The following is a 19,270-nucleotide window of genomic DNA, read 5'->3' as shown; positions in this document are numbered from 1 at the left end:
GGTAGTGCAATGAGCGGTTGCGGAAATATTGGAGGACTTGTTACTTCCACTACTACAATCTTGGTGCTGTATATTCTGTTGGTGATTATCCTCAAAACATTCTAATCAGACTTAAGCCCAAAAAAAATGAGAGCCTACATTCGTGTAGGTTCTCATTCGACTATTACGTGTACAATAGGGTGATAACAAGCAATTCATAAAGCACAAGGGTTAATATTGCTTCATCACTGCTGCTTCCGAAAAAAGCGCGTTGTCCTTCGTGTTTCTTCACTCCCAAATAAAACAACCCTCTATCGCATCCCAAAATTCTCCCGGTGATGACTTGACCGTCTAATGTCTGTACGCGAACAAACTGATTGGCATGTTGTCTGCATATACTGTGTAAGTGATGTCTAACGGATGCCAGGTTCTGGACATAATTATTGTCAGCTTGATACAGCACTTTTTGCTGTGACGCCATTTGGATACCCATGGTAAGCACTACCTTCCTGTTAAAAGTACTACATAGTATGCCTAGTGTGCTTTGGGTGTTCATAAGATACCCGGCTGTTCAGCCTTACTTAACCGATGGTTTCCCCGTACCATTTCAGAAAAGCGTCCGCCACCGCCTTACCGGCGGTGCCGTTCGGATGCGGATCGTCCGTATTGCTCATATACTCCGCGCGGACTTTATGGTCCAATGGAGCCGGCATGGACAGCACGGCTGCGATATCAAATACGCGGTTAACCCCCGCCGGCGGAGCCGTAAGAATCTGCGTATTCACACACCTCCAGGCCTCCTCCCGCTCGCCTTCGAAGTTAAACGGCGGCACGGTGCCCAGGATGATCTCCACGTCCGGGTTAGCCTCTCTGATAGAAGAGACGATGAAGGCGAGGTCTGCTAGAAGCTCTGCCGCAGAGCGCTTGCCGATATCGAGATCGTTCACACCCAGCACGATCAGCACCTCATCCCCCTGCTTCGCCTTATTCAGCCAGGCGCCGTCAGTGGCCGCGTCATACGCTCTCCCCCACCCTGATCCGAGGTTCCACAGCCCATACCCGGTTCCAAGCCCTTCGGCAATCCGTGCCGCCCAGTAGGAATACTCATCCTTTGCGGTCCGCACCCCTTGTGTAATGGAATCTCCCAGGAATACGAGCTTTTTATCCACCTTTTTCTTATACCCGATATAGCTTGGCAGCACCAGGAGCTTGTCCGATTCGCTGAAGGCAGCGTTCGTTTCCTGACCGGCGTGATTCCCGGGAGCATCATAAGCAGAGACGAGCATCCCCTCCACATTGTACGGGAAGGTTTTGCCGGGAGCAGCCGTTCTAATCGTCCAGGTAAAAGCCAGATAGTGGCCCTCCGGCAGCACAAGCGCCGCTTCGTCACTCCAAAAGGCTTCCCCTGGTGCCACTTGCTTGGCTGTTTCTCCCAAGAAAGTTACGGGCACTTGCGAGCCTTGCATGACCGTACCATCCGGCTTCAGCCCTCCGTCGGCGATGTACGCCGCCTCGATGCTCCATTTCCCTCCCGGCTCGCTCCCTCTTGCTTCAACGCCCAGATCCCAGGTGGAATCCACCGCATTGCTGTGCCAGAATTTCAGGGTCAGGCTCCCATTCTCGCGCAGACGGATGTAGGTCCGGTAGGTGCGGGTGAACGGTTCCGCCCAGTTCATGATGTAATTGGCCGCTGTGGACAGCGCCATAGCCGAGGTGTACTCAGACTGGCTGAACACACTGGCTTGGTTCTCTTGACTGTACATGTGAAGTAGCTCCTTCATCCGTGCTAATCTGTAAACAATCACAGTATACGGACATTATAGCCATGAAACTAATACGATTCAGCCGATATATAACACAATTTTGATCTTGAACGGGTGGAATGTCCCTTTCCAGACAGCTTCAGCGCGCAGCCGGACAAGCTCCCCCACAGCAAAAAAACCTCTCAGGGCGGCAGGGACGCCTTTGCAGGCGGCCGCCGGACAGAGAGGTTTTTGTTCCTTTCGGGAATTCCTCAGAATGCCTATTCTTAGTTCAGTGTAATGGTGAATGCTACGGACTTCGCCCCTGCTTTTACACTCACTGTAGATGCATCTGCCAGTTCTGCTCCATTCACGGAGGCAATCGTGCCCAGATCCTTCACAGCCAGGGTGAAGGCCTTGCCGCTGCTTTCGGCGGTAACGGAGATGGTGCTGCCTTTACGCTCAGCCTTAACGGTCAGCTCAGGCGCGCCCTTGATGTCACGGACCGTTGCAGTTGTTGCCGCACCGTCTTCCAGCGAGTACAGGCCGAATTTCACGCCATCGGCAAAATCATAATCCGGACGGGTATCCACACTGCCGATAGCCAGCAGCGAGTTCTGGCGGACGAAGAGCGGAAGGCTGAAGAAATCATATGTTTCCTTGCGCCATGATCCGCCTTGTACGGTTTCACCGCTAAGCAGGTGGGTCCAGCGGCCAGCCGGCAGATAATATTTCACTTCGCCGTTCTCCTGGAAGATCGGAGCAACCAGCAGGGAATCTCCCAGCATGTATTGACGGTCCAGAATTTCGCAAGTCGGATCTTCCGGGAACTCCATAACCATTGCACGCATCGAGGCCCAGCCCTGTTCATGTGCCTGTCCGGCGACATCATACAGGTAAGGCATCAGGCTGCACTTGAGCTTGGTGAAGAAGCGGGTAACATCCACGGCTTCGTCATCGTATGCCCAAGGCACGCGGTACGAAGTGCTGCCGTGCAGGCGGCTGTGGCTGGAGAGCAGGCCGAACGCCAGCCAGCGTTTGAATACATGCGCCGGAGCCGTATTCTCGAAGCCGCCGATATCATGGCTCCAGAAGCCGAAGCCGGACAGGCCGAGCGACAAGCCGCCGCGGAGGCTTTCTGCCATCGACTCGTAGTCCGCGTAACAGTCGCCGCCCCAGTGAACCGGGAACTGCTGCCCGCCGGCCGTTGCCGAGCGCGCGAATACGGCGGCTTCATTTTTGCCCAGCTTCTCTTCCAGTACTTCAAAGACCACCTTGTTATACAGCTGTGTGTAATAGTTGTGCATTTTCTGCGGATCGGAGCCGTCGAAATACACCACATCGGTTGGAATCCGTTCGCCGAAGTCCGTCTTGAAGCTGTCTACGCCCATATCCACCAGATCACGCAGGTAGCCTGCATACCATTCACAAGCCGCAGGGTTCGTGAAATCCACGAGTCCCATGCCCGCCTGCCACAGATCGGTCTGGTACACGTCGCCGTTTGCTTTTTTGATCAGATAGCCGTTTTTCTTGCCTTCTTCAAACAGCGGTGAGCGCTGTCCGATATAAGAGTTGATCCACACGCAGATTTTCAGGCCTTTTTCCTTCAGGCGTTTCAGCATGCCGACCGGGTCCGGGAATACGCGCGGGTCCCATTGGAAATCGGTCCATTGGTATTCACGCATCCAGAAGCAGTCGAAGTGGAAAACATGCAGCGGCAGATCCCGTTCGGCCATGCCTTCTACGAAGGAATTGACAGTCGCTTCATCGTAGTCGGTAGTGAACGAAGTCGTCAGCCACAGGCCGAAAGTCCATGCCGGAGGCAGCGCAGGCTTGCCGGTAAGGGAGGTATATTTAGTAATAACCTCCTTAATGGAAGGTCCCTCGATGACAAAGTACTCCAGGCTTTGGCCTGCTACGCTGAATTGGGCTTTTTTCACTTTTTCCGAAGCGATTTCATACGAAACCAGTTCCGGGTGGTTAACAAATACGCCGTAGCCCTTGCTTGTTACGTAGAACGGAATGTTCTTGTAGGCCTGCTCGGAGCTGGTGCCGCCATCTTTATTCCAGATGTCTACCACTTGTCCGTTTTTGACAAAAGCTGTAAAGCGCTCGCCCAGACCATAGACGAATTCGCCTACGCCGAGATCCAGCTCTTCACGCATAAACGTGTTGCCGTCCTGGTCTGTAATGTAGGCCATCGATTTGAAACCGCTGCCGGTAATCCGCTCGTCGCCCCGGTAGAAGTCCACGGACCAGTGTGTGCCTTTGTTGATCACCACACGAAGCCCGCCGCTGATCAGCACGGTCTGTGCTTCGGTTTCTTCGATTTGGACATGATCGCCGGTACCCTTGGTCAATTCAAAGGCCGGACCATGGTCCACTACGCCATCATTATGAATAATCTTAACGCCTACCACACCCGGAAGCGGGGAATGGAATTTCACAGTCAGGAGCGTAGAGTTCAGTGTTGCCGCGCGTCCTGTAATTGGAGTTGTCTGCGTAACAGCGGTCAAACCTTCGGCAGTTTTTTCTACCACATAGTTCTGAACCGCACCATTGATATTGATTCCGTCGCGAACCAGCCAGAGGCCGTCTGTAAATTTCATGTATGACTTGCCACCCTTCAATTTGGTGTTTATAGTTGCATTATAACGATAATAATTAGACAAAACTAATATATTATAGCTCATTTATAACACTATTCTGATGTCCCACCAAAAAGGAGGCTTATTATGGACCGTACCTCTCAGCGTCTGCTGAAAGAAGACCGTGTACATGGTGATGTTATGTTCCCGCTTGCCGCCTATTGGATTGAGCTTCCGGCCGGAACCCATGTCCTGGATACGCACTGGCATGAAGAGGCAGAGTTCTTTATGCTGCTGGAAGGCGAGATTCTGTTTCAGGTGGATACCGATTATTTCCCGCTCCGTCCGGGTGAAGCGGTGTTCATCGAATCCGGTGACATCCATGCCGCGTATGCGCTCCAGGACAGCCCCTGCCGGTTCTGCGCACTGGTCTTCCATCCTGATCTTCTGGCCAGCGCCCAATATGACACCATTCAGCAGACGGTGATTCTGCCGCTTCTGGAGAAGCGCCAAAGCTTCCCCAGACATCTTACACCGGAGATGGCCTGGCAGCAGGAATTACTCCACCATCTCGAACGTTTAATGGAGGCATATGCTAATAAAATGCCCGGATTCGAGGCCTTTATGAAAGGAACTTTGCTCATCATGCTCTCCCAGATCGCGATCGAGGGCCGCTCCGTGAACCATACCCAGTCGGAGGGTGCGGATACAACCAAGATCAACCGGCTGAAGAAGGTCATCCTTTACATTCAGGACAACTACCAGGAACCGATACGTACCCGCGATTTGTCTGAGCTTATACCCATGAGCGAAGGGCAGTTCTGCCGCTTTTTCAAAGCGATGACCCGTAAGACGCCGGTGGATTACATCAATTCCTACCGGATCCGCCAGGCCGCGGATTTGCTGCAGCAAAGCGAACGCAAAATATCCGACATCGCCATGGATGTCGGATTCGATAACGTCAGCTATTTCATTAAGGTGTTCCGCAAGGCGATGAAATGCTCGCCTTCAGAGTTCCGCAAGGGAGCAGTACAGGGTGCCGGACAGTCGCAGCTGTATCCGTGAGATGAATGAGCCTCGTTGAAGGGTTACAGAACCATGCGGCATGCGGGACCCTTCCTGACATATCAGAAGGTAAGCGTTTCGTGAACCGGCCACTCGACCACCGCTTCTTCGCCTACCCGCAGATTCAGCTCTCTTCTCGTGTTCTGCAGCCGGATAATAAATTGCTGGTCCAGCGACTTGATTACAACTCCGATCAGATAGGAGGAACCGGAGTAGTTGATAAAAGCCACTTCACCCGCCAGCGTATTAAGCCCATGTCCGGATACCGGATGAGGTTCCAAGCTTTTACGCCGCACAGAAACAGCCTCCGGCCGGACCATAACATATGTCGGAGCGCTCCCGTTCCCGGTTTTCTCCGCAGAAATGGGGTTCCCCTTCGTCAGTTCGAAACGCCACATGCCTTCTGATTCCATGATATTGGTGATTGGAAACAAGTTCGATTCTCCCACAAAATCGGCCACGAACGGGTCGGCAGGATGCATATAAATCTGCTGCGGCGTTCCGGTCTGCACAATATTCCCGCCGTTCATTACGGCAATACGGTCAGAGATGACCATCGCTTCCTCCTGGTCATGAGTAACAAAGATCCCGGTAAAACCATACTCCCGCTGCAGCACGCGGATTTCAATTCCCAGCGCCTGACGCAGCTTGGCATCTAGGTTACTGAGCGGCTCATCGAACAGTACAAGCGGCGGTTTAAGCACAAGAGTCCGCGCCAGCGCAACCCGCTGCTGCTGTCCGCCGGACATTTGTGCGGGGAACCGTTCTGCAAAATCGTTTAGCCGCACGGAATGCAGGGCCGCCTCCACGCGTCCCCTGATTTCCGATTTCTGCACACCGTGACGCTTCAGTCCAAAAGCTACATTTTCAAAAACGCTTAAGTGAGGGAAGAGGGCATAGTTCTGGAAAACGAGTCCAATGTTCCTTTTATGGGGAGCAATAGTTGTCAGTTCCCTGCCATCCAGCCGGATGGAGCCCGAGGTCGGATCATGCATGCCTGCAATCATACGCAGGGTTGTCGTTTTCCCGCATCCGCTCGGTCCGAGAAGCGACAGCATCTCACCGCTCTCTACAGTAATATTCAGATTGTTGACTACGGGTTTTTGCCCGTAATTTTTTACGAGATTTTCGATGATCAGTTGGCTCATGGTGTGCCTCCCCGCTATGTTTTTTTGCCCCACCGCATAAAGCCGATCCCCAGCAGCCCAATCAGAATCGTGCCTACGATAATAATGGACGATACCGCAGCCAACGAAGGGGACAGATTGAACTGAATGTCCGAATAAATGGTCATCGGCAGCGTGTTGATGCCTGGACCTGTAAGGAATAAGGCGATAACCAGTTCATCAAAGGAAAGCACCAGACTGAGGAACGCACTGGCGAGCAGCGACGGTCTGGCAAACGGAAGTGTCACCAGGAAGAAGGTTTTCACCGGCGATGCGCCGAGAATGATCGAAGCCTCTTCTACCGACCGTTCCATCCGCGAGAATCCGGCCAGCATGGTCCGCACGACATAAGGAATAATTAAGATGATATGGGCGAGCAGCAATCTCAGGAAGAACATCCGTATGCCCAGGTAGCTGAAGAAAATCAGCAGGCCGATGCCGAACAGTAGCGTCGGAATAACCAGAGGGGACAGAAAAAGCCCCTGCAGCGCATTCTTCAGCCGAAATTCAAACCGCTGTATGGCGTAGGCAATCATCGTCCCAAACGGCAGCGCAAACAGCGTAGTCAAAACAGCCAGCTTAATACTGGTCAGGAAGGGTCCGGTGTACCTCCCGCCTGTCAGCACCTCTTCATACCATCGCAGGGAGAAGCCTTTGGGAGGAAACACCAGAAACTCACCGGAATTAAATGATGAAATGAGGATGACAAGCAGCGGTGCCATAATAAATAGATAGATTAGAGTATTTACTATAGTAAGGAGCGGAAATTTCCTTCTCATATCAAACGACTCCTCCCGGCTTCCTGCCGCTAAGCATCCGTCTGTAGAGACTGGTTACCCCAAGCATGGTCAGCAGTAAAATGACGCCCATTGCAGAAGCATAAGGCCAGTTAAGCAGGTTAATGGTCTGGTTGTAGATTTCTGTAGCCATCAGCTTCACCTTGGCCCCCCCGATCAGGGACGGAGTGACGAAAAAGCTTAATGTAATTGAAAAAACAAGCAATGTTCCAGCAATAATCCCCTGTTTAGAGAGCGGCAGGGTGACGAACCAGAATACCTTTGTTTTCGACGCACCCAGATTGGCGGCCGCACTTTCAAGATTGCGGTCCATGCCTTCCAGCACCGAGTAAAGAACGAGCACCATATAAGGAAGCATGACATGCACCAAAGCAATAATCACACCCGCAGGAGTATACATTAGCTCAAGCGGCTCCTGGATCAACCCTATTCCGAGCAGGAATTGATTCAGAATTCCTTTGCGGCCCAGAATAATAATCCAGCCGAAGTTGCGGATTACGGCGCTTGTCAACAGAGGGAGGGCGATTAAGATGAGCAGCAGAAAATGGTGTTTGGGCTGAGCCCGGGATACCCCATACGCGAGGCAGTATCCCAGAATCAGACAGATGAAGCTTACGGCGACACCGATATACACCGAACGCCAGAGCATTTGCAGATAAAACGGATCTGTGAAGAATCTTCCGTATTGCTGCCAGACGAACGCCGCTTCCATGCCTCCGGATGAGTCCGTTTGATAAAAGCTGAGCATCAGCAGCCGGGCAAGCGGGAGGACAAACACCAGCAGGAAAATTATCAGCCCGGGAGCCAGCAGAATCCAGTAAGGGGGAATGCGTTTCAGCATGGCATTGCAGCTCCCTTCAAATAGTAATGATGCAGTGCTACTGTGAAATCAATTTGCTCCACTTCTCCATCCAATCTGCCTTGTTGTTGTTCACCTGCGCCAAATCAAGATGAATCAGGCCGTTAAACGTATCTTCGCCATTCGGAAGGATGCCTTTCAAATCATCGGACAACTCTGTCTGGCTATTGGTCGGGGAATAGCCGCCTCCCTCAGCGGTCAGCTTCTGAATCTCCGGACGCAGCAGGAAGTCAATATATTTCCGGGCAAGCTCAGGGTTCGGGCTGCCTTTCACCACTTGGGCAGTAATATAGATGCCGACGGCTCCTTCTTTGGGAATCGCAAAGTTAATGGGAATTCCCTGTTTGCCAAACGTATAGGCATAACCGGAATCGAACGGGGCAATAACCGCCTCATCCTGGGCGAACAAATTGCCGACTTCGGGACTGGATTTCACAATTGCCGCGGCATTGGGCAGCAAAGTCTTGATTGCATCGAGTCCAGGCTGAATATTATCTTCTCCGCCGCCGTTCATCTTGGCGAGGGCTACCAGAAACTGATTACCGTAGGTGTTGGAGATATCAACCAAACCGACTTGTCCTTTATATTCTTCCTTCCACAGATCATTCCACGAGGCTGGAGGAGTTGGGATTGCATCACGGTTATAAATCATGCCAAGAGCTTCATAGCCGAAGGTAGGCCCATAGCCTTCAGCACTACGAGCTTCCGGGTACAGCTGGTCCAGGTTCTCCATCTGCTCCGGGTCGAGCTTCATAATCAGATCCTCTTTCGCTGCAATCTGCTCCTGTCCGCCTGAGAACAGCACCACATCGATGGTTTGATTGTTCTTCTCCGCACGAATCTTGGCTAGCGCATCTGCCGAATACAACGTCACAACTTCAACCTCGGCATTGTACTCCTCTTCAAATTGTTTGATATAGGCACGCTGGGTTTCTTCAATCGCTCCGCCGAAAGAGGTGACCACCAGCTTGCCGCCGGAAGGCTTATCTGTGGCTGCCGCCGCTGGAGCATCATTACCCGAACTGCAGGCTGTTCCCGTAATCAGAAGTGTCAGTATACCTGCCGCAGCTTTTCCATAGAACCATTTCCGCATCGCGCATATCCCCTTATCGTTTAGATGATGATAATTCCTTTGGTTTAGCCGTTTGATCTTTCGCCCCAGTTGCGGATATACAGATTGCGTGCATTTTCCGAAAGAACCAGGCCAGCCGCAGTATAAGCATATTCTTCATCAATAATTCCATCTGTCACCAGATCCGTTAGCATTTTACCCAGCTCTTTCTTGATCATCCGGCCGCCCAGCCAGCTGACCTCGGGAATCGTAAAACCGTCGGAGCCGTACATCACTTTCGTAAAAGGAGCCATTTCAAAGATTTGCCGCAGCTTCGGCTGCACGCCTATGCTGCTGAAGGGAATCATGGAGGACAAGTCGAGATACACATTATGATACTGATTGACCAGGTAACCGGCTTCTTCAACAAACGGATATGCGGTATGAATAAAAATAATCTTTACAGCCTGATAGTGCGGATCGCTGACAATGCTGTGCATCAGCAGCGGACTTGCAAGCTTCACATCCAGCAGCGGGGCATCCCCTGCTCCCGAATGCATCTGAATTGGTATGTCATATTCCATGCACAGCTCGAACGCGAGCAGTACGAGATAGTCACGGACATCTTTTTCAGCTTCAGTATTATCCGGCGATTCCAGGAACCTGCTGTAGCTGGCTGCGGCCTGGCTCTTGCTGATCTTGTTTATTTTCAGTCCGGTATGGTAGGCAATTACGGTCTTAAAAGCAATAGTCCCCTGATTCTCCACCTCGTCCCGCAGCTCCCGGATGTAGGTCTCTTCCAATTCCCCGAAGGGTACCTTCTCCTCGAACAGCCGGTGATAGGTAGCTTCCACCCGGTGAATGCGGCGGGTCGGAATGGACGACGAGGTCTGATGGAACCAGTCAAGCTCATCCTGGGCCAACCGCGATCCCATAACCGGGAAACCGTAGTCCACCAGCAGTGATTCCAATCCTACATCCTTGAAAAGCATGTCTACGTATTCTTTGGGATTGGCTTGATAACGCTGATTGCGCTGCAGGATCAGTTCGTCATCCGTCGCGCGGGGATCAAGCCCAAGCAGCTGGATCATCTCTTTACGGACAATTTTGAATAACAAAGTGTTTCGGGTATCGCGGCTCTTGGGGGGGATCAACGAGAGGGTGAAGCAATTATCGAAACTCTTCTTCTCTCTGGTCGGCATGAATGGATGACAATGGTCGTCAATGATGGGCAAGCGGCTGATATCAATCGTCATGGTAATCCCCCTTAATCTTTTGTGAACAAATTGTTTTTGTTATTGTATACAATAATACGTACAAGGATGGTTCTTGTCAACAAAAGTTACATATAGGGTATGAAAAAATATTTTTATCGGATTAATTGTAATATAACATGACACTAAATAAAAAAACCACTCGTTCACGCCCCAACAGGGGCGCAACAAATGGCTTGTCCATACAATACCAATGCGTTGTAAGCTGCATAATGAACCTCTCAGAATACCTACAGCTTATCGTTGTATCCGTAGTTCACCAGTTCATTTCTGGCTCTGTTCCAATTTTGCTGTGTATAATGCCTGGCTTTCTCGGAATCTTTAGCGATGATTGCATCGAGTATGAATTGATGCTCCTCTGTCGCCTTCTCCAAATTGACTCCGGCCACAAACCGGGTCTGAATTTGGTAGGTTTTGTGGAACAGCTTTTCCACATGATAAATAAGTAGCTTATTAGGGCACATGCGGTGCAGGGTCCGGTGAAATTCAATGTCATATTCCTTCCACTGATGGAAGTTAGACAGATTTTTTTGCTCATTCATTCTGCCGATCAGTTCCGTAAGCTGGTTAACATGCTCAGTAGAAGGCTGATGTGCAGCCAGATAAGCGATCATCCCCTCAACGGCTTCCATCATTTCGTAACATTCCTTCACATCTTCTGCTGTCAGTACACTGACATACGCGCCTTTTCGAGGGTAAACGGTCACAAATCCTTCTACGGACAATAGTCTGATCGCTTCTCTTACCGGAGTCCGGCTCATATCCAGCTTCTTGGCGTATTCTTCTTCTATAATGGGCTGGCCTTGGGTTAGCTGGTTCTCTTTGATATCCCGAAGAATGCTGTCGTATGCAATTTGCGCTTGGTTCTGCTTGCCCATATACACAGTCTCCTTCACCGGTCATGATCATCACAACAATACGCTGATTATAATACTATCTGAATACAGCATCTGTAAAGTTAGATCATCACTGCGAGGCAATTGTCCCGTATCATTTCTACACGCTGCACACGCTGTTTCAGCCTTCCTTAGATCAATGCCCTTATGCTTTCCGGATCACAATAAAGCAGGTACTGTCCGGCAATGCCACCTCTTCGCCGTTTTCGTCCATAACGACCACCCTGTCCCGCAGCGCCTCCGTGTAACCTTCCTGCAAATAGTGCCGGAACACCTCAACCTTCGCCTGCTCGCCCAAATTGTGCTTGATAAAATCGGCATACTGGCTTGGAGTGAAATAGCCGAACTGCTCCTGAACCTCATGGACATAGGCCTCTTCCCCCCAGGTATAGGTGTACAGAAACTCCATCGCATCGTTGACCGGCATCAGCACCTCTTGTTCATCAATCCGCTCATATTGAATGACCCGCCCGGCAAAATCCTTGGCATAGCGCTCCAGCGCCGCCATTCCTCCCTCCTCCAGGAAACGGACCCGCCGCCGCTGATCCAGCGGCTCGGTCATAATGCCGTCGCGGATAATGATCGCCCCGCCGTCGGCCAGCACCTCAAAGCTGCTCACCAGTGCCGCTGCTACGGTCGCATGATTGAACTTTGTCCCGTTCAGCGGCACATAGGAATACAGCTCATGCAGAATCGAGGAGAAAATCACAGTATCCACTGTGCCCGGCTCTACGAAGTCCTTCAGGTTCAGCGCATCGCCCTGCAGCACTTCCCAGAGGCGCCCCTCCCGCTGCTTCCTCTGGCGCAGCGCCTCCACCACATTGCTGGAAATGTCGATGCCGACCGGGATGACTCCCGGCAATCGCTCCTCGATCAGATCCAGCAGCACACCGCCGCCGGGGCCGATGTCCAGCACCTTCCGGCCGGTGACATACTCCAGGATGACCGCTTTATAGTCTGCCGTCTCATTCATTTGGCTCAAATACGTATCCTCATTATGGAACCGGTCAAAGGCATCGCGGCGCAGCTCGAACAAATCGAACAGCATCAGCACAGCCCGTTCGTAGAGTGCCGACTTTTCGGCCTCCATGCAGAACTCGATCAGCTTCTCAGCCGCCGGAGAGAATTCGAAATTGAAAAAGAGGGTGTCCGGCAGATGCTCCTCCCGCCGCAGCCGGTGAACCAGATGCGGATTACCCGGCGGGGTGGCTCCATTCAGAATATCCTCCCAGGCCAGGCCGGACAGATACTTTTCGATAATCCGTTTCTTATACACATTAATCTTTTTGACGCCTTTGTAGTCATAATAAATGCTGTTCATGACTGCCTCGAAGCTGATATGGTTCAGGCCGGACAGCTTGCTGCCGCAGGCGGTAAGTGCCATTACCTTAAGGTATTGCTCCAGCGAAAAGGTCTGCAGCGCCGCTTCCACATACCAGAAAGTGATAGGCTGCATAGGTTCCAGGACATCGGGATTGAAGCCCTCCTCCAGCAGGCTGCTCCACTCCTCATCATAATCCTCACCCCCGGCAATCGCCCCGGCACGCATTCTGCGCAGACGCTCCTTCATCGGCACCCCGCCATGCAAATCCCCGGAAGAGATTACCGCAATCAGCCCCATCACTTCGGTGCGTACCTCCTGCCACAGCTCGGGGGACACGGCGGAAATAATGCAGTGGTTCAGCGCGAACAGCAGCCGCTCCAGCTCATCGGCGGTCAACAGCCCTTCCTCCACCAACGCCGCCAGCGGACGGTTCACGGAAGGCGGCACTTCACCGCGGATCTGCTGTCCGATCAGTCCATGGGTCCCGATCAGCCGGTGCACGATCTCTTGCTTGGCTGCCTCGGTGCCGCCCGGCTCCAGCGCCGGAAACGCCTGCCCGCCGTACACCTCCATCCCGGTTCCACCCGTATGTCTCAGGTATAACTCGGCCGAACCGATATTATGTACAAAAATATTAATGCCCTCTGCCTGCCACAGACGGCGCTGGCGCAGAGTTCCGCCTTTGGCCGTTTCTGCCCAGACCAGCGTTTCTTCCGCCAGCTCCTTAATCCAGTAGGACAGGGGCAGACTATCGAGCAGGCGAAGGCTCCGCTCCACATACTCCAGCACCGGATTGATGTATTCCAGCTCTTGCAGCGAGTCAACCCGTTCCAGATTGACTATCGTTTCTTCCGCTTGAACAATATAGTCCAGCCAGGGATAACTCCCGCCGGACAGCTTGCCGTCCTCACGGTACGCTTCAATGGCTTGCAGGGATTTCAGCATGCGGATCGCCTCCTGATCATGTTGTATAGGCCGTAACATCAAACAGCAGGCCCCCGGATGGAAGCTTGCTGTTTGATGCGTAATGCTGTTCTGGAACAAGTACTAGACGACTTTATCAATCTGGCTGCCCGGGGGAACCGTTGTCTTATTGGCTTCTGCATAGATCTCTAATTCCGGTCTGGAAGGACTGCCTTCGGTGTCAGTGGCGGCCGGGTCCTCCTGATCCTGCACGTTTGCAGGAGATTCGTCCCGAATAACCGGCGAAGGTGCCGATTGTACATTTTCTTTCAGTTGTTCCTGGACGTCCATAGCAATGCTCATTAGCTTCTGATCCAGATTGGTCACTTTTTGAAGGAGACCTGCCGACTTCGCCGGGTTGCTGTTTTCCCAGGATTTTGCTTCAGTCCGCAAGGTGGTTTGGGCTATTCGCACAGCACTGCTTTGCTTCAAATCATTGCCCGCAGATATGACGCCGTTCATGTTGTATGTAGTATAGGCAAGCTGCTGCTCTTCAGGCGTTTGTTTGTCCGGACTCCACGATTCTTGAAGAGCCTCATCCTTCTTTTTGGGGTTGTCTTCATCCAGACCTTTTGTCTTGTTCTGGTTGTCGATAGCCTGCTTTTGAATTTGCTGCTCCAGCTGCTGAATTTGCTCATCCATTGAGGCAAGCTCGGCCTGGATAGCTTCTTGGCTCTCCCCTCTTTTTAGGGCGTTGCCCAGATACTCGGAACGCCTGTCCATCAGGGACTGCTTCTGCTTGTTCAAATGGTCAAGCAGCTTTGATTCCGGTTTACCCGGAATCCTCATGTTTGGACCGGGGTTCTGTTCTGTTCCCCTTCGCTGTTGCCGGTCATGAATGGCTACCGGAAATGGCGGGCGCTGAATAGAACGCGATACATTCATAGGTTACCTCCTAAATTGTATATGCATATACTAAAAAAAGTATATTCTATATCAATATCGGTCTTATCCGTAATTCTTATAAATGTTCGTGTACTTCTATTTCAAAGAACAGCTCTACGTCCCGAACCGCTGCCGGTACCCGCATTTGCGGCACAGCTCCTCTACCGCTTCCCGGCGGGAGAAGCCATAGAACAGATTGTTCGCGCGTTCGCCCTCGATAATCTCGGAGAACGGCTTCTCATGGAGATTGCCGAGGTTGATTACGCCCTCGCCATCCAGACAGCACGGGACCACCGTGCCGTCGACCAGCACCGCCGCCTGGCTGCGCAGGGCGTGGCAGAAGCCTTTGCCGTCATCCTCCGGCTCGCTTAAGGCAGGCCATCTGAACTCGTGGTCCTGGTTCAGATAGACGCGCGGGGCAATCTTCACCCCGCTGCCGGGCACCACCTTTTCTTCAATGTTAAAATCCAGATTGAAGGCTTCCTCCAGCAGCGCCAGCGTCTCGCGGTTGCGCTGCTTCTCCAGATTCGTCCGGTTGTCCTCGGTCAGATTCCACAGCCGGAAGGAGACAATAACGCCCTGGGCCGTGACCTCGCGCACAAAAGAAATAATCTCCGACACATATCCCTCCCGGTTCTCCGAGCCCGCATGGCCGTCGAAGCTGTGCAGCGAGAAATTCATCTGCCGCAGCGCGGGCTTGCCGAGCAGCTTGGGTCCAGCCTTATGGATCAGTGTCCCGTTGGTCGTGATGTTGACCCTGAACCCTTTGGCGTGGGCGGCATCCAGCAGCTCGCCAAGCTTCGGATGCAGCAGCGGCTCGCCTTTGACATGCAGGTAGATATGATTGCTGTGCGGTTTGATCTCATCGAGAATGGTATTAAAGGTATCCAGCTTCATGAAGTTTTTCTGCCGCTCCGTGGGCGGACAGAAGCTGCAAGCCAGGTTGCAGACACTTGTAATCTCGATGTAGACTTTTTTAAAAGTTTTCAAGTTCCGCTCCCCATTTCAAAATTCGTTCAAAAGCTTCAGCTACAGGTCCGAGGCATAGCGGAGGCCGATCTGTGCTCTGGCTTCCTCCATGACCTCAGCGACTGCAAGCGAATTGGCATGGCTGTTCACACTGCTCTCGCGCTGCCCGCTCCGGATCAGGCGGATAAATTCCTCTACCTCATAATACATCGGCTCGAATACCTGCGGCAGGGTAAGTTCCTCCACCGTACCGTCGCGGTAGTGGATTTTGACCTGGTAAGGCTGGTTGATCTTGTCGATCACCATCGTGCCGTTCTCCCCCTGGATCTCGGCAGGCAGATAGGAGTCGGCAATCTTGGAATGCATGACTACGGCATCCATATCCGGATAACGCATCACAATGCTGCCCTCGCCGTCTACGCCGGAAGCCAGCATCAGGCCTACCGCCCGCACCGACTCCGGTTTGCCGAACAGCGCCACCATCGGATACAGGCAATAGATGCCCAGATCCATCAGGGACCCGTTGGAAAAGGCCGGATTGAAAGCGTTCAGCACAGTCCCCTGGCGGTAAGCATCATATCTCGATGAATATTGACAATAACCGGCAAAATAACGGCGCACTTGTCCCAGCTTGTACAGGTTGTCCTGGATCACCCCGAAGTTCGGCATAAAGGTGGATTTCATCGCTTCCATAAACAGCACATCGTTGTCCCGCGCCGCTTCGATCATCGCCCGCAGCTCCGCGCTGTTGGAGGCCGCAGGCTTTTCACAGATCACATGCTTCCCGTGGTTCATGCAGACAAGCGCATGTTCAGCATGCATCGAATTGGGGCTGGCAATATATACCGCATCCACTTCCTCGCTGGCCACCATTTTCTCCAGATTGGTATATATGGAAGCGCCAGCATATTTTGCCGCAAAATCGCGCCCCTTCTCCTCCGTACGGGAGTATACAGCAGTAAGGATAAATTCCTCATTCTCAAGACCCGCTTGAATGAAACGGTCTGTAATCCAGTTGGTTCCAATAACCCCGAATCGAATTGTCATGAAGTGATCCCGTCCTTTTTAGTTCGTACTGACTCTACATGCTATTTTCTCACTCCAGGGTAGGGATGTCCACTTTTCTGGGGCAATTTTCCGACAAATTCTGCTGTTTGAGAATGTGAAAAAAAGCACCTTACATAAAACCCAATAATTTACAAAAATTTGGAAACGGTAGAATCAATCCGCTTTGCCGATGCGCTTCAGATGCCTTTTATACGCCAAACGGCCCCCGTCCTAATCCCAGGAACGGGGGCCGTTACAGTATGTCGGAAGCTTGCAGAAGACAGCCGGGAGACTGTTCTATTCGTAAAAAGCCTGCAGCTCGCGTACGATCACATCTTTATCATTCTTCACTACCGTCTGGTGCTGTGGCAGCGAGAACAAGGCCGCAATCTGCTCTGGGAACTCCTGCCTGATATCAACCAAGGCGATAGCCTCGTCAAATTTGGCCGGATGGGCTGTCGCAAAAGTAATGGCCGTTTCCCCTGCGCCGTTAAACTTCTCGTATGCTGCAATACCGCAGGCCGTATGCGGATCGAGCAGATAATCATACTCTTTATTGTACTTCCCGATCGTATCCAGACATTGCTGGTTCTTCACACCCAGCGCGGCAAAATCAGCCTGCACCTGCTGCAGTGCTTCGCCCGCGATAGTAATCTTCCCTTCGGTCTGCAGCTTGGACATATGGGCAGAGAGCTTCTCCGCATCCTCGCCCACCAGGTAATAGAGGTACCGTTCAAAGTTGCTGGCCACCTGAATATCCATCGAAGGGCTGTAGGTGCTCGTGAAGCTTCCCGGCTTATATTCACCGGTGTTCACGAACCGTTCCAGGATATTGTTTTCATTCGTGGCGATAATCAGCTTGTGAATCGGCAATCCCATCTTCTTCGCCAAATAACCGGAGAAAATGTTGCCGAAATTGCCGGATGGCACACTGATGTTGATCTTCTTCTTATCGCTGTCCTCAATTTGCAGATAGGCATAGAAATAATAGACCGTCTGCGCCAGAATACGCACGAAGTTGATCGAGTTGATCGCCCGCAGGTGATATTTGCCCTTAAAATCCAGATCGGCGAACAGTTCCTTAATCACCTTCTGGCAGTCATCGAAATTGCCTTCAACAGACAGATTCAGCACATTGCTGTCGTCCACTGTCGTCATTTGCAGCTCCTGCACCTTGCTGACCTTGCCGTGCGGATGCAGAATGCAGATCTTGATGCCTTCCTTGCCGCGGACCCCCTGGATGGCAGCCGCCCCCGTATCCCCCGAGGTAGCACCAAGGATATGAATAACCTCGCCGCGCTTGCGGGAAATGTAGGAATACAGCTCGCCCATGAACTGCAGCGCTACATCCTTAAAAGCAAAAGTAGGCCCATGGAACAGCTCCAGCACATACAAGGAATCATTTACTTGGTGCAGCGGCGTTACTTCCGGCGCGCGGAAATTGGCATAGCTGGTGTAGACCATTTCTTTTAGATCTTCGTAGGGAATTTCATCATTGGTATAATACGAGAAAATTTCAAGGAACAGCTCCTGGAAGCTCAGGCTCCGCCATTCCGCCAGCTTCTCAGGGGAAATTACCGGAATCCGAAAAGGCACCATGAGCCCGCCGTCATCCGCCAGCCCCATCAGAACCGTATCAATAAAGCCCTTAGCTTCTACATTGCCTCTTGTGCTTATATACTCCATACCTCTCTCATCCTCCTGAACCCCTCTGTAGTTAACCCTTGTATAGGCTGATGTGCAGAAAATGTACCCGTGCTGCCCGGCGCCTAAGCTCATTCTATATTAACACGTTTAAGCGTTAAAGTCCGTTACTTCTGTGTTAACTTTTGCGTATCCATAGGATGCCGCAGGGCAGCTTCACGTTATTTGTTCTGCAGCTCTTTCCAGACGGTTTTGTTACTGTATTTCTTGTCCACGCTGACATCCTTGCCGAACCATCCGGGGGCTACGAAGCTCTCCGCCGCCTCCAGCGAATCGAATTCAACCTCCAGCACAGTCAGTTCCAGTTGGGTATAGAGGTCAATCTCTACGGTCGTGCCGTTCCAAATGCCGGTAATGCGTGTCTTCACCAGCGGTACAGCCTTCACGGCTTCGATCATCTGGTTATATAATCCCTCAGAGATGGAATATTCGATCTCCTTGCGGCTGATGCCTTTGCCGTCCTTGAAGGTATGGGTATACGTAATCTCGCCCGAATCCAGATCAGTGATCTTGCGCACTCTCAGCTCCTGCCCGTCCTCAATCGCCAGATAAGTCTGGTCAATGCTGTGCCGCGTAAGCACCTGCACCTGGCCTTCCTGAATCAGCCGCTCCGGGTACTCCGGCAGCAGGAACTTGCGTTCAATCTCCATAGCCATGCTGTCTCTCTCCTCTGTGCGTTTCACTGATATAAGCTGAACTTAAATTTTCCATTCTGGGGTTTAGCCGTACACTGCGGGGAATGTTTGGACTTCCGGCCGCTGTTATGTTTAGATTTCTTGATTTTAACCGTTATTTGCGGTAGAAATCCAAACATAAAGGCGGACGCGTTCGCTCCTGCAGTTCCAAACTTCCCCTCCGTTACTTCCCCCTTTATGATTTCATTTTAAAGTTCAGCTTATATAGTTTTTTTATTATTAATCATCATAGGCGCGGGGCATCTGCAAGTCAATGGAATCCGCCA

17 protein-coding genes are annotated in these 19,270 nt (G+C 51.9%); 2 read left to right on the top strand and 15 right to left on the bottom strand.

The genetic code is table 11. From position 1 onward, the window contains the following. Window positions 1-9 precede the first annotated feature (9 nt). Window positions 10-105: a hypothetical protein gene (locus tag PRIO_RS36595; protein ID WP_020425876.1), complete on the top strand. Its 96-nt coding sequence runs from the start codon at window positions 10-12 to the stop codon at window positions 103-105. 58 nt (window positions 106-163) lie between these two features. On the opposite strand, the gene PRIO_RS36590 is transcribed toward PRIO_RS36595, so the two are convergent. The 3 genes from PRIO_RS36590 to yicI form a co-directional block, all read right to left on the bottom strand. Then, a complete protein-coding gene (locus PRIO_RS36590) occupies window positions 164-460 on the bottom strand; it encodes a hypothetical protein (RefSeq protein WP_231869820.1) in 297 nt (98 codons plus the stop codon). A 100-nt stretch (window positions 461-560) separates the two neighbouring features. Continuing rightward, window positions 561-1,742: an SGNH/GDSL hydrolase family protein gene (locus PRIO_RS05270; RefSeq protein ID WP_020425874.1), complete on the bottom strand. Its 1,182-nt coding sequence runs from the start codon at window positions 1,740-1,742 to the stop codon at window positions 561-563. 266 nt (window positions 1,743-2,008) lie between these two features. Beyond that, a complete protein-coding gene (yicI, locus tag PRIO_RS05265; RefSeq protein WP_020425872.1) occupies window positions 2,009-4,330 on the bottom strand; it encodes an alpha-xylosidase in 2,322 nt (773 codons plus the stop codon). Between the two features lie 126 nt (window positions 4,331-4,456). Here yicI and PRIO_RS05260 point away from each other — a divergent pair, with 126 nt between their 5' ends. Continuing rightward, window positions 4,457-5,374, top strand: coding sequence for an AraC family transcriptional regulator (locus PRIO_RS05260; RefSeq protein WP_020425871.1), 918 nt, complete (start codon window positions 4,457-4,459; stop codon window positions 5,372-5,374). Between the two features lie 62 nt (window positions 5,375-5,436). Here PRIO_RS05260 and PRIO_RS05255 read toward each other — a convergent pair whose 3' ends face one another. The 12 genes from PRIO_RS05255 to PRIO_RS05200 form a co-directional block, all read right to left on the bottom strand. After that, a complete protein-coding gene (locus PRIO_RS05255) occupies window positions 5,437-6,522 on the bottom strand; it encodes an ABC transporter ATP-binding protein (RefSeq protein ID WP_020425870.1) in 1,086 nt (361 codons plus the stop codon). 14 nt (window positions 6,523-6,536) lie between these two features. Further along, window positions 6,537-7,319: an ABC transporter permease gene (locus tag PRIO_RS05250; protein ID WP_020425869.1), complete on the bottom strand. Its 783-nt coding sequence runs from the start codon at window positions 7,317-7,319 to the stop codon at window positions 6,537-6,539. A gap of 1 nt (window position 7,320) precedes the next feature. Beyond that, entirely contained in the window at window positions 7,321-8,178 is an 858-nt protein-coding gene (locus PRIO_RS05245) for an ABC transporter permease (RefSeq protein ID WP_020425868.1), read from the bottom strand. A gap of 37 nt (window positions 8,179-8,215) precedes the next feature. Then, window positions 8,216-9,289 carry an ABC transporter substrate-binding protein gene (locus PRIO_RS05240; protein ID WP_046501330.1) on the bottom strand — a complete coding sequence of 358 codons (1,074 nt, stop codon included), beginning with the start codon at window positions 9,287-9,289 and terminating at the stop codon, window positions 8,216-8,218. Between the two features lie 44 nt (window positions 9,290-9,333). Beyond that, window positions 9,334-10,503, bottom strand: a complete 1,170-nt coding sequence (locus tag PRIO_RS05235) for an amidohydrolase family protein (RefSeq protein WP_020425866.1) — start codon at window positions 10,501-10,503, stop codon at window positions 9,334-9,336. Window positions 10,504-10,751: 248 nt separating this feature from the next. After that, window positions 10,752-11,399 carry a GntR family transcriptional regulator gene (locus PRIO_RS05230; RefSeq protein WP_020425865.1) on the bottom strand — a complete coding sequence of 216 codons (648 nt, stop codon included), beginning with the start codon at window positions 11,397-11,399 and terminating at the stop codon, window positions 10,752-10,754. A 163-nt stretch (window positions 11,400-11,562) separates the two neighbouring features. After that, window positions 11,563-13,686, bottom strand: a complete 2,124-nt coding sequence (locus PRIO_RS05225) for a class I SAM-dependent methyltransferase (RefSeq protein ID WP_020425864.1) — start codon at window positions 13,684-13,686, stop codon at window positions 11,563-11,565. A 102-nt stretch (window positions 13,687-13,788) separates the two neighbouring features. Then, on the bottom strand, window positions 13,789-14,589 hold the full coding sequence (locus PRIO_RS05220; protein WP_020425863.1) for a hypothetical protein: 801 nt from the start codon (window positions 14,587-14,589) through the stop codon (window positions 13,789-13,791). A 114-nt stretch (window positions 14,590-14,703) separates the two neighbouring features. Further along, entirely contained in the window at window positions 14,704-15,579 is an 876-nt protein-coding gene (locus tag PRIO_RS05215; RefSeq protein ID WP_039834107.1) for a radical SAM/SPASM domain-containing protein, read from the bottom strand. Window positions 15,580-15,618: 39 nt separating this feature from the next. Further along, the gene (locus PRIO_RS05210; RefSeq protein WP_020425861.1) at window positions 15,619-16,605 is read right to left on the bottom strand and encodes a Gfo/Idh/MocA family protein; all 987 of its coding nucleotides are present in this window, start codon (window positions 16,603-16,605) and stop codon (window positions 15,619-15,621) included. 297 nt (window positions 16,606-16,902) lie between these two features. Next, window positions 16,903-18,291 (bottom strand): threonine synthase, encoded by a 1,389-nt coding sequence (gene thrC, locus PRIO_RS05205; RefSeq protein ID WP_020425860.1) that lies wholly within the window; start codon window positions 18,289-18,291, stop codon window positions 16,903-16,905. 179 nt (window positions 18,292-18,470) lie between these two features. Then, window positions 18,471-18,965 carry a CYTH domain-containing protein gene (locus PRIO_RS05200; RefSeq protein WP_020425859.1) on the bottom strand — a complete coding sequence of 165 codons (495 nt, stop codon included), beginning with the start codon at window positions 18,963-18,965 and terminating at the stop codon, window positions 18,471-18,473. Window positions 18,966-19,270: the final 305 nt, after the last annotated feature.

Source organism: Paenibacillus riograndensis SBR5, assembly GCF_000981585.1.
In the GTDB taxonomy this organism is placed as follows: domain Bacteria; phylum Bacillota; class Bacilli; order Paenibacillales; family Paenibacillaceae; genus Paenibacillus_AQ; species Paenibacillus_AQ riograndensis.
This window is presented reverse-complemented; position numbering and strand designations above follow the sequence as displayed.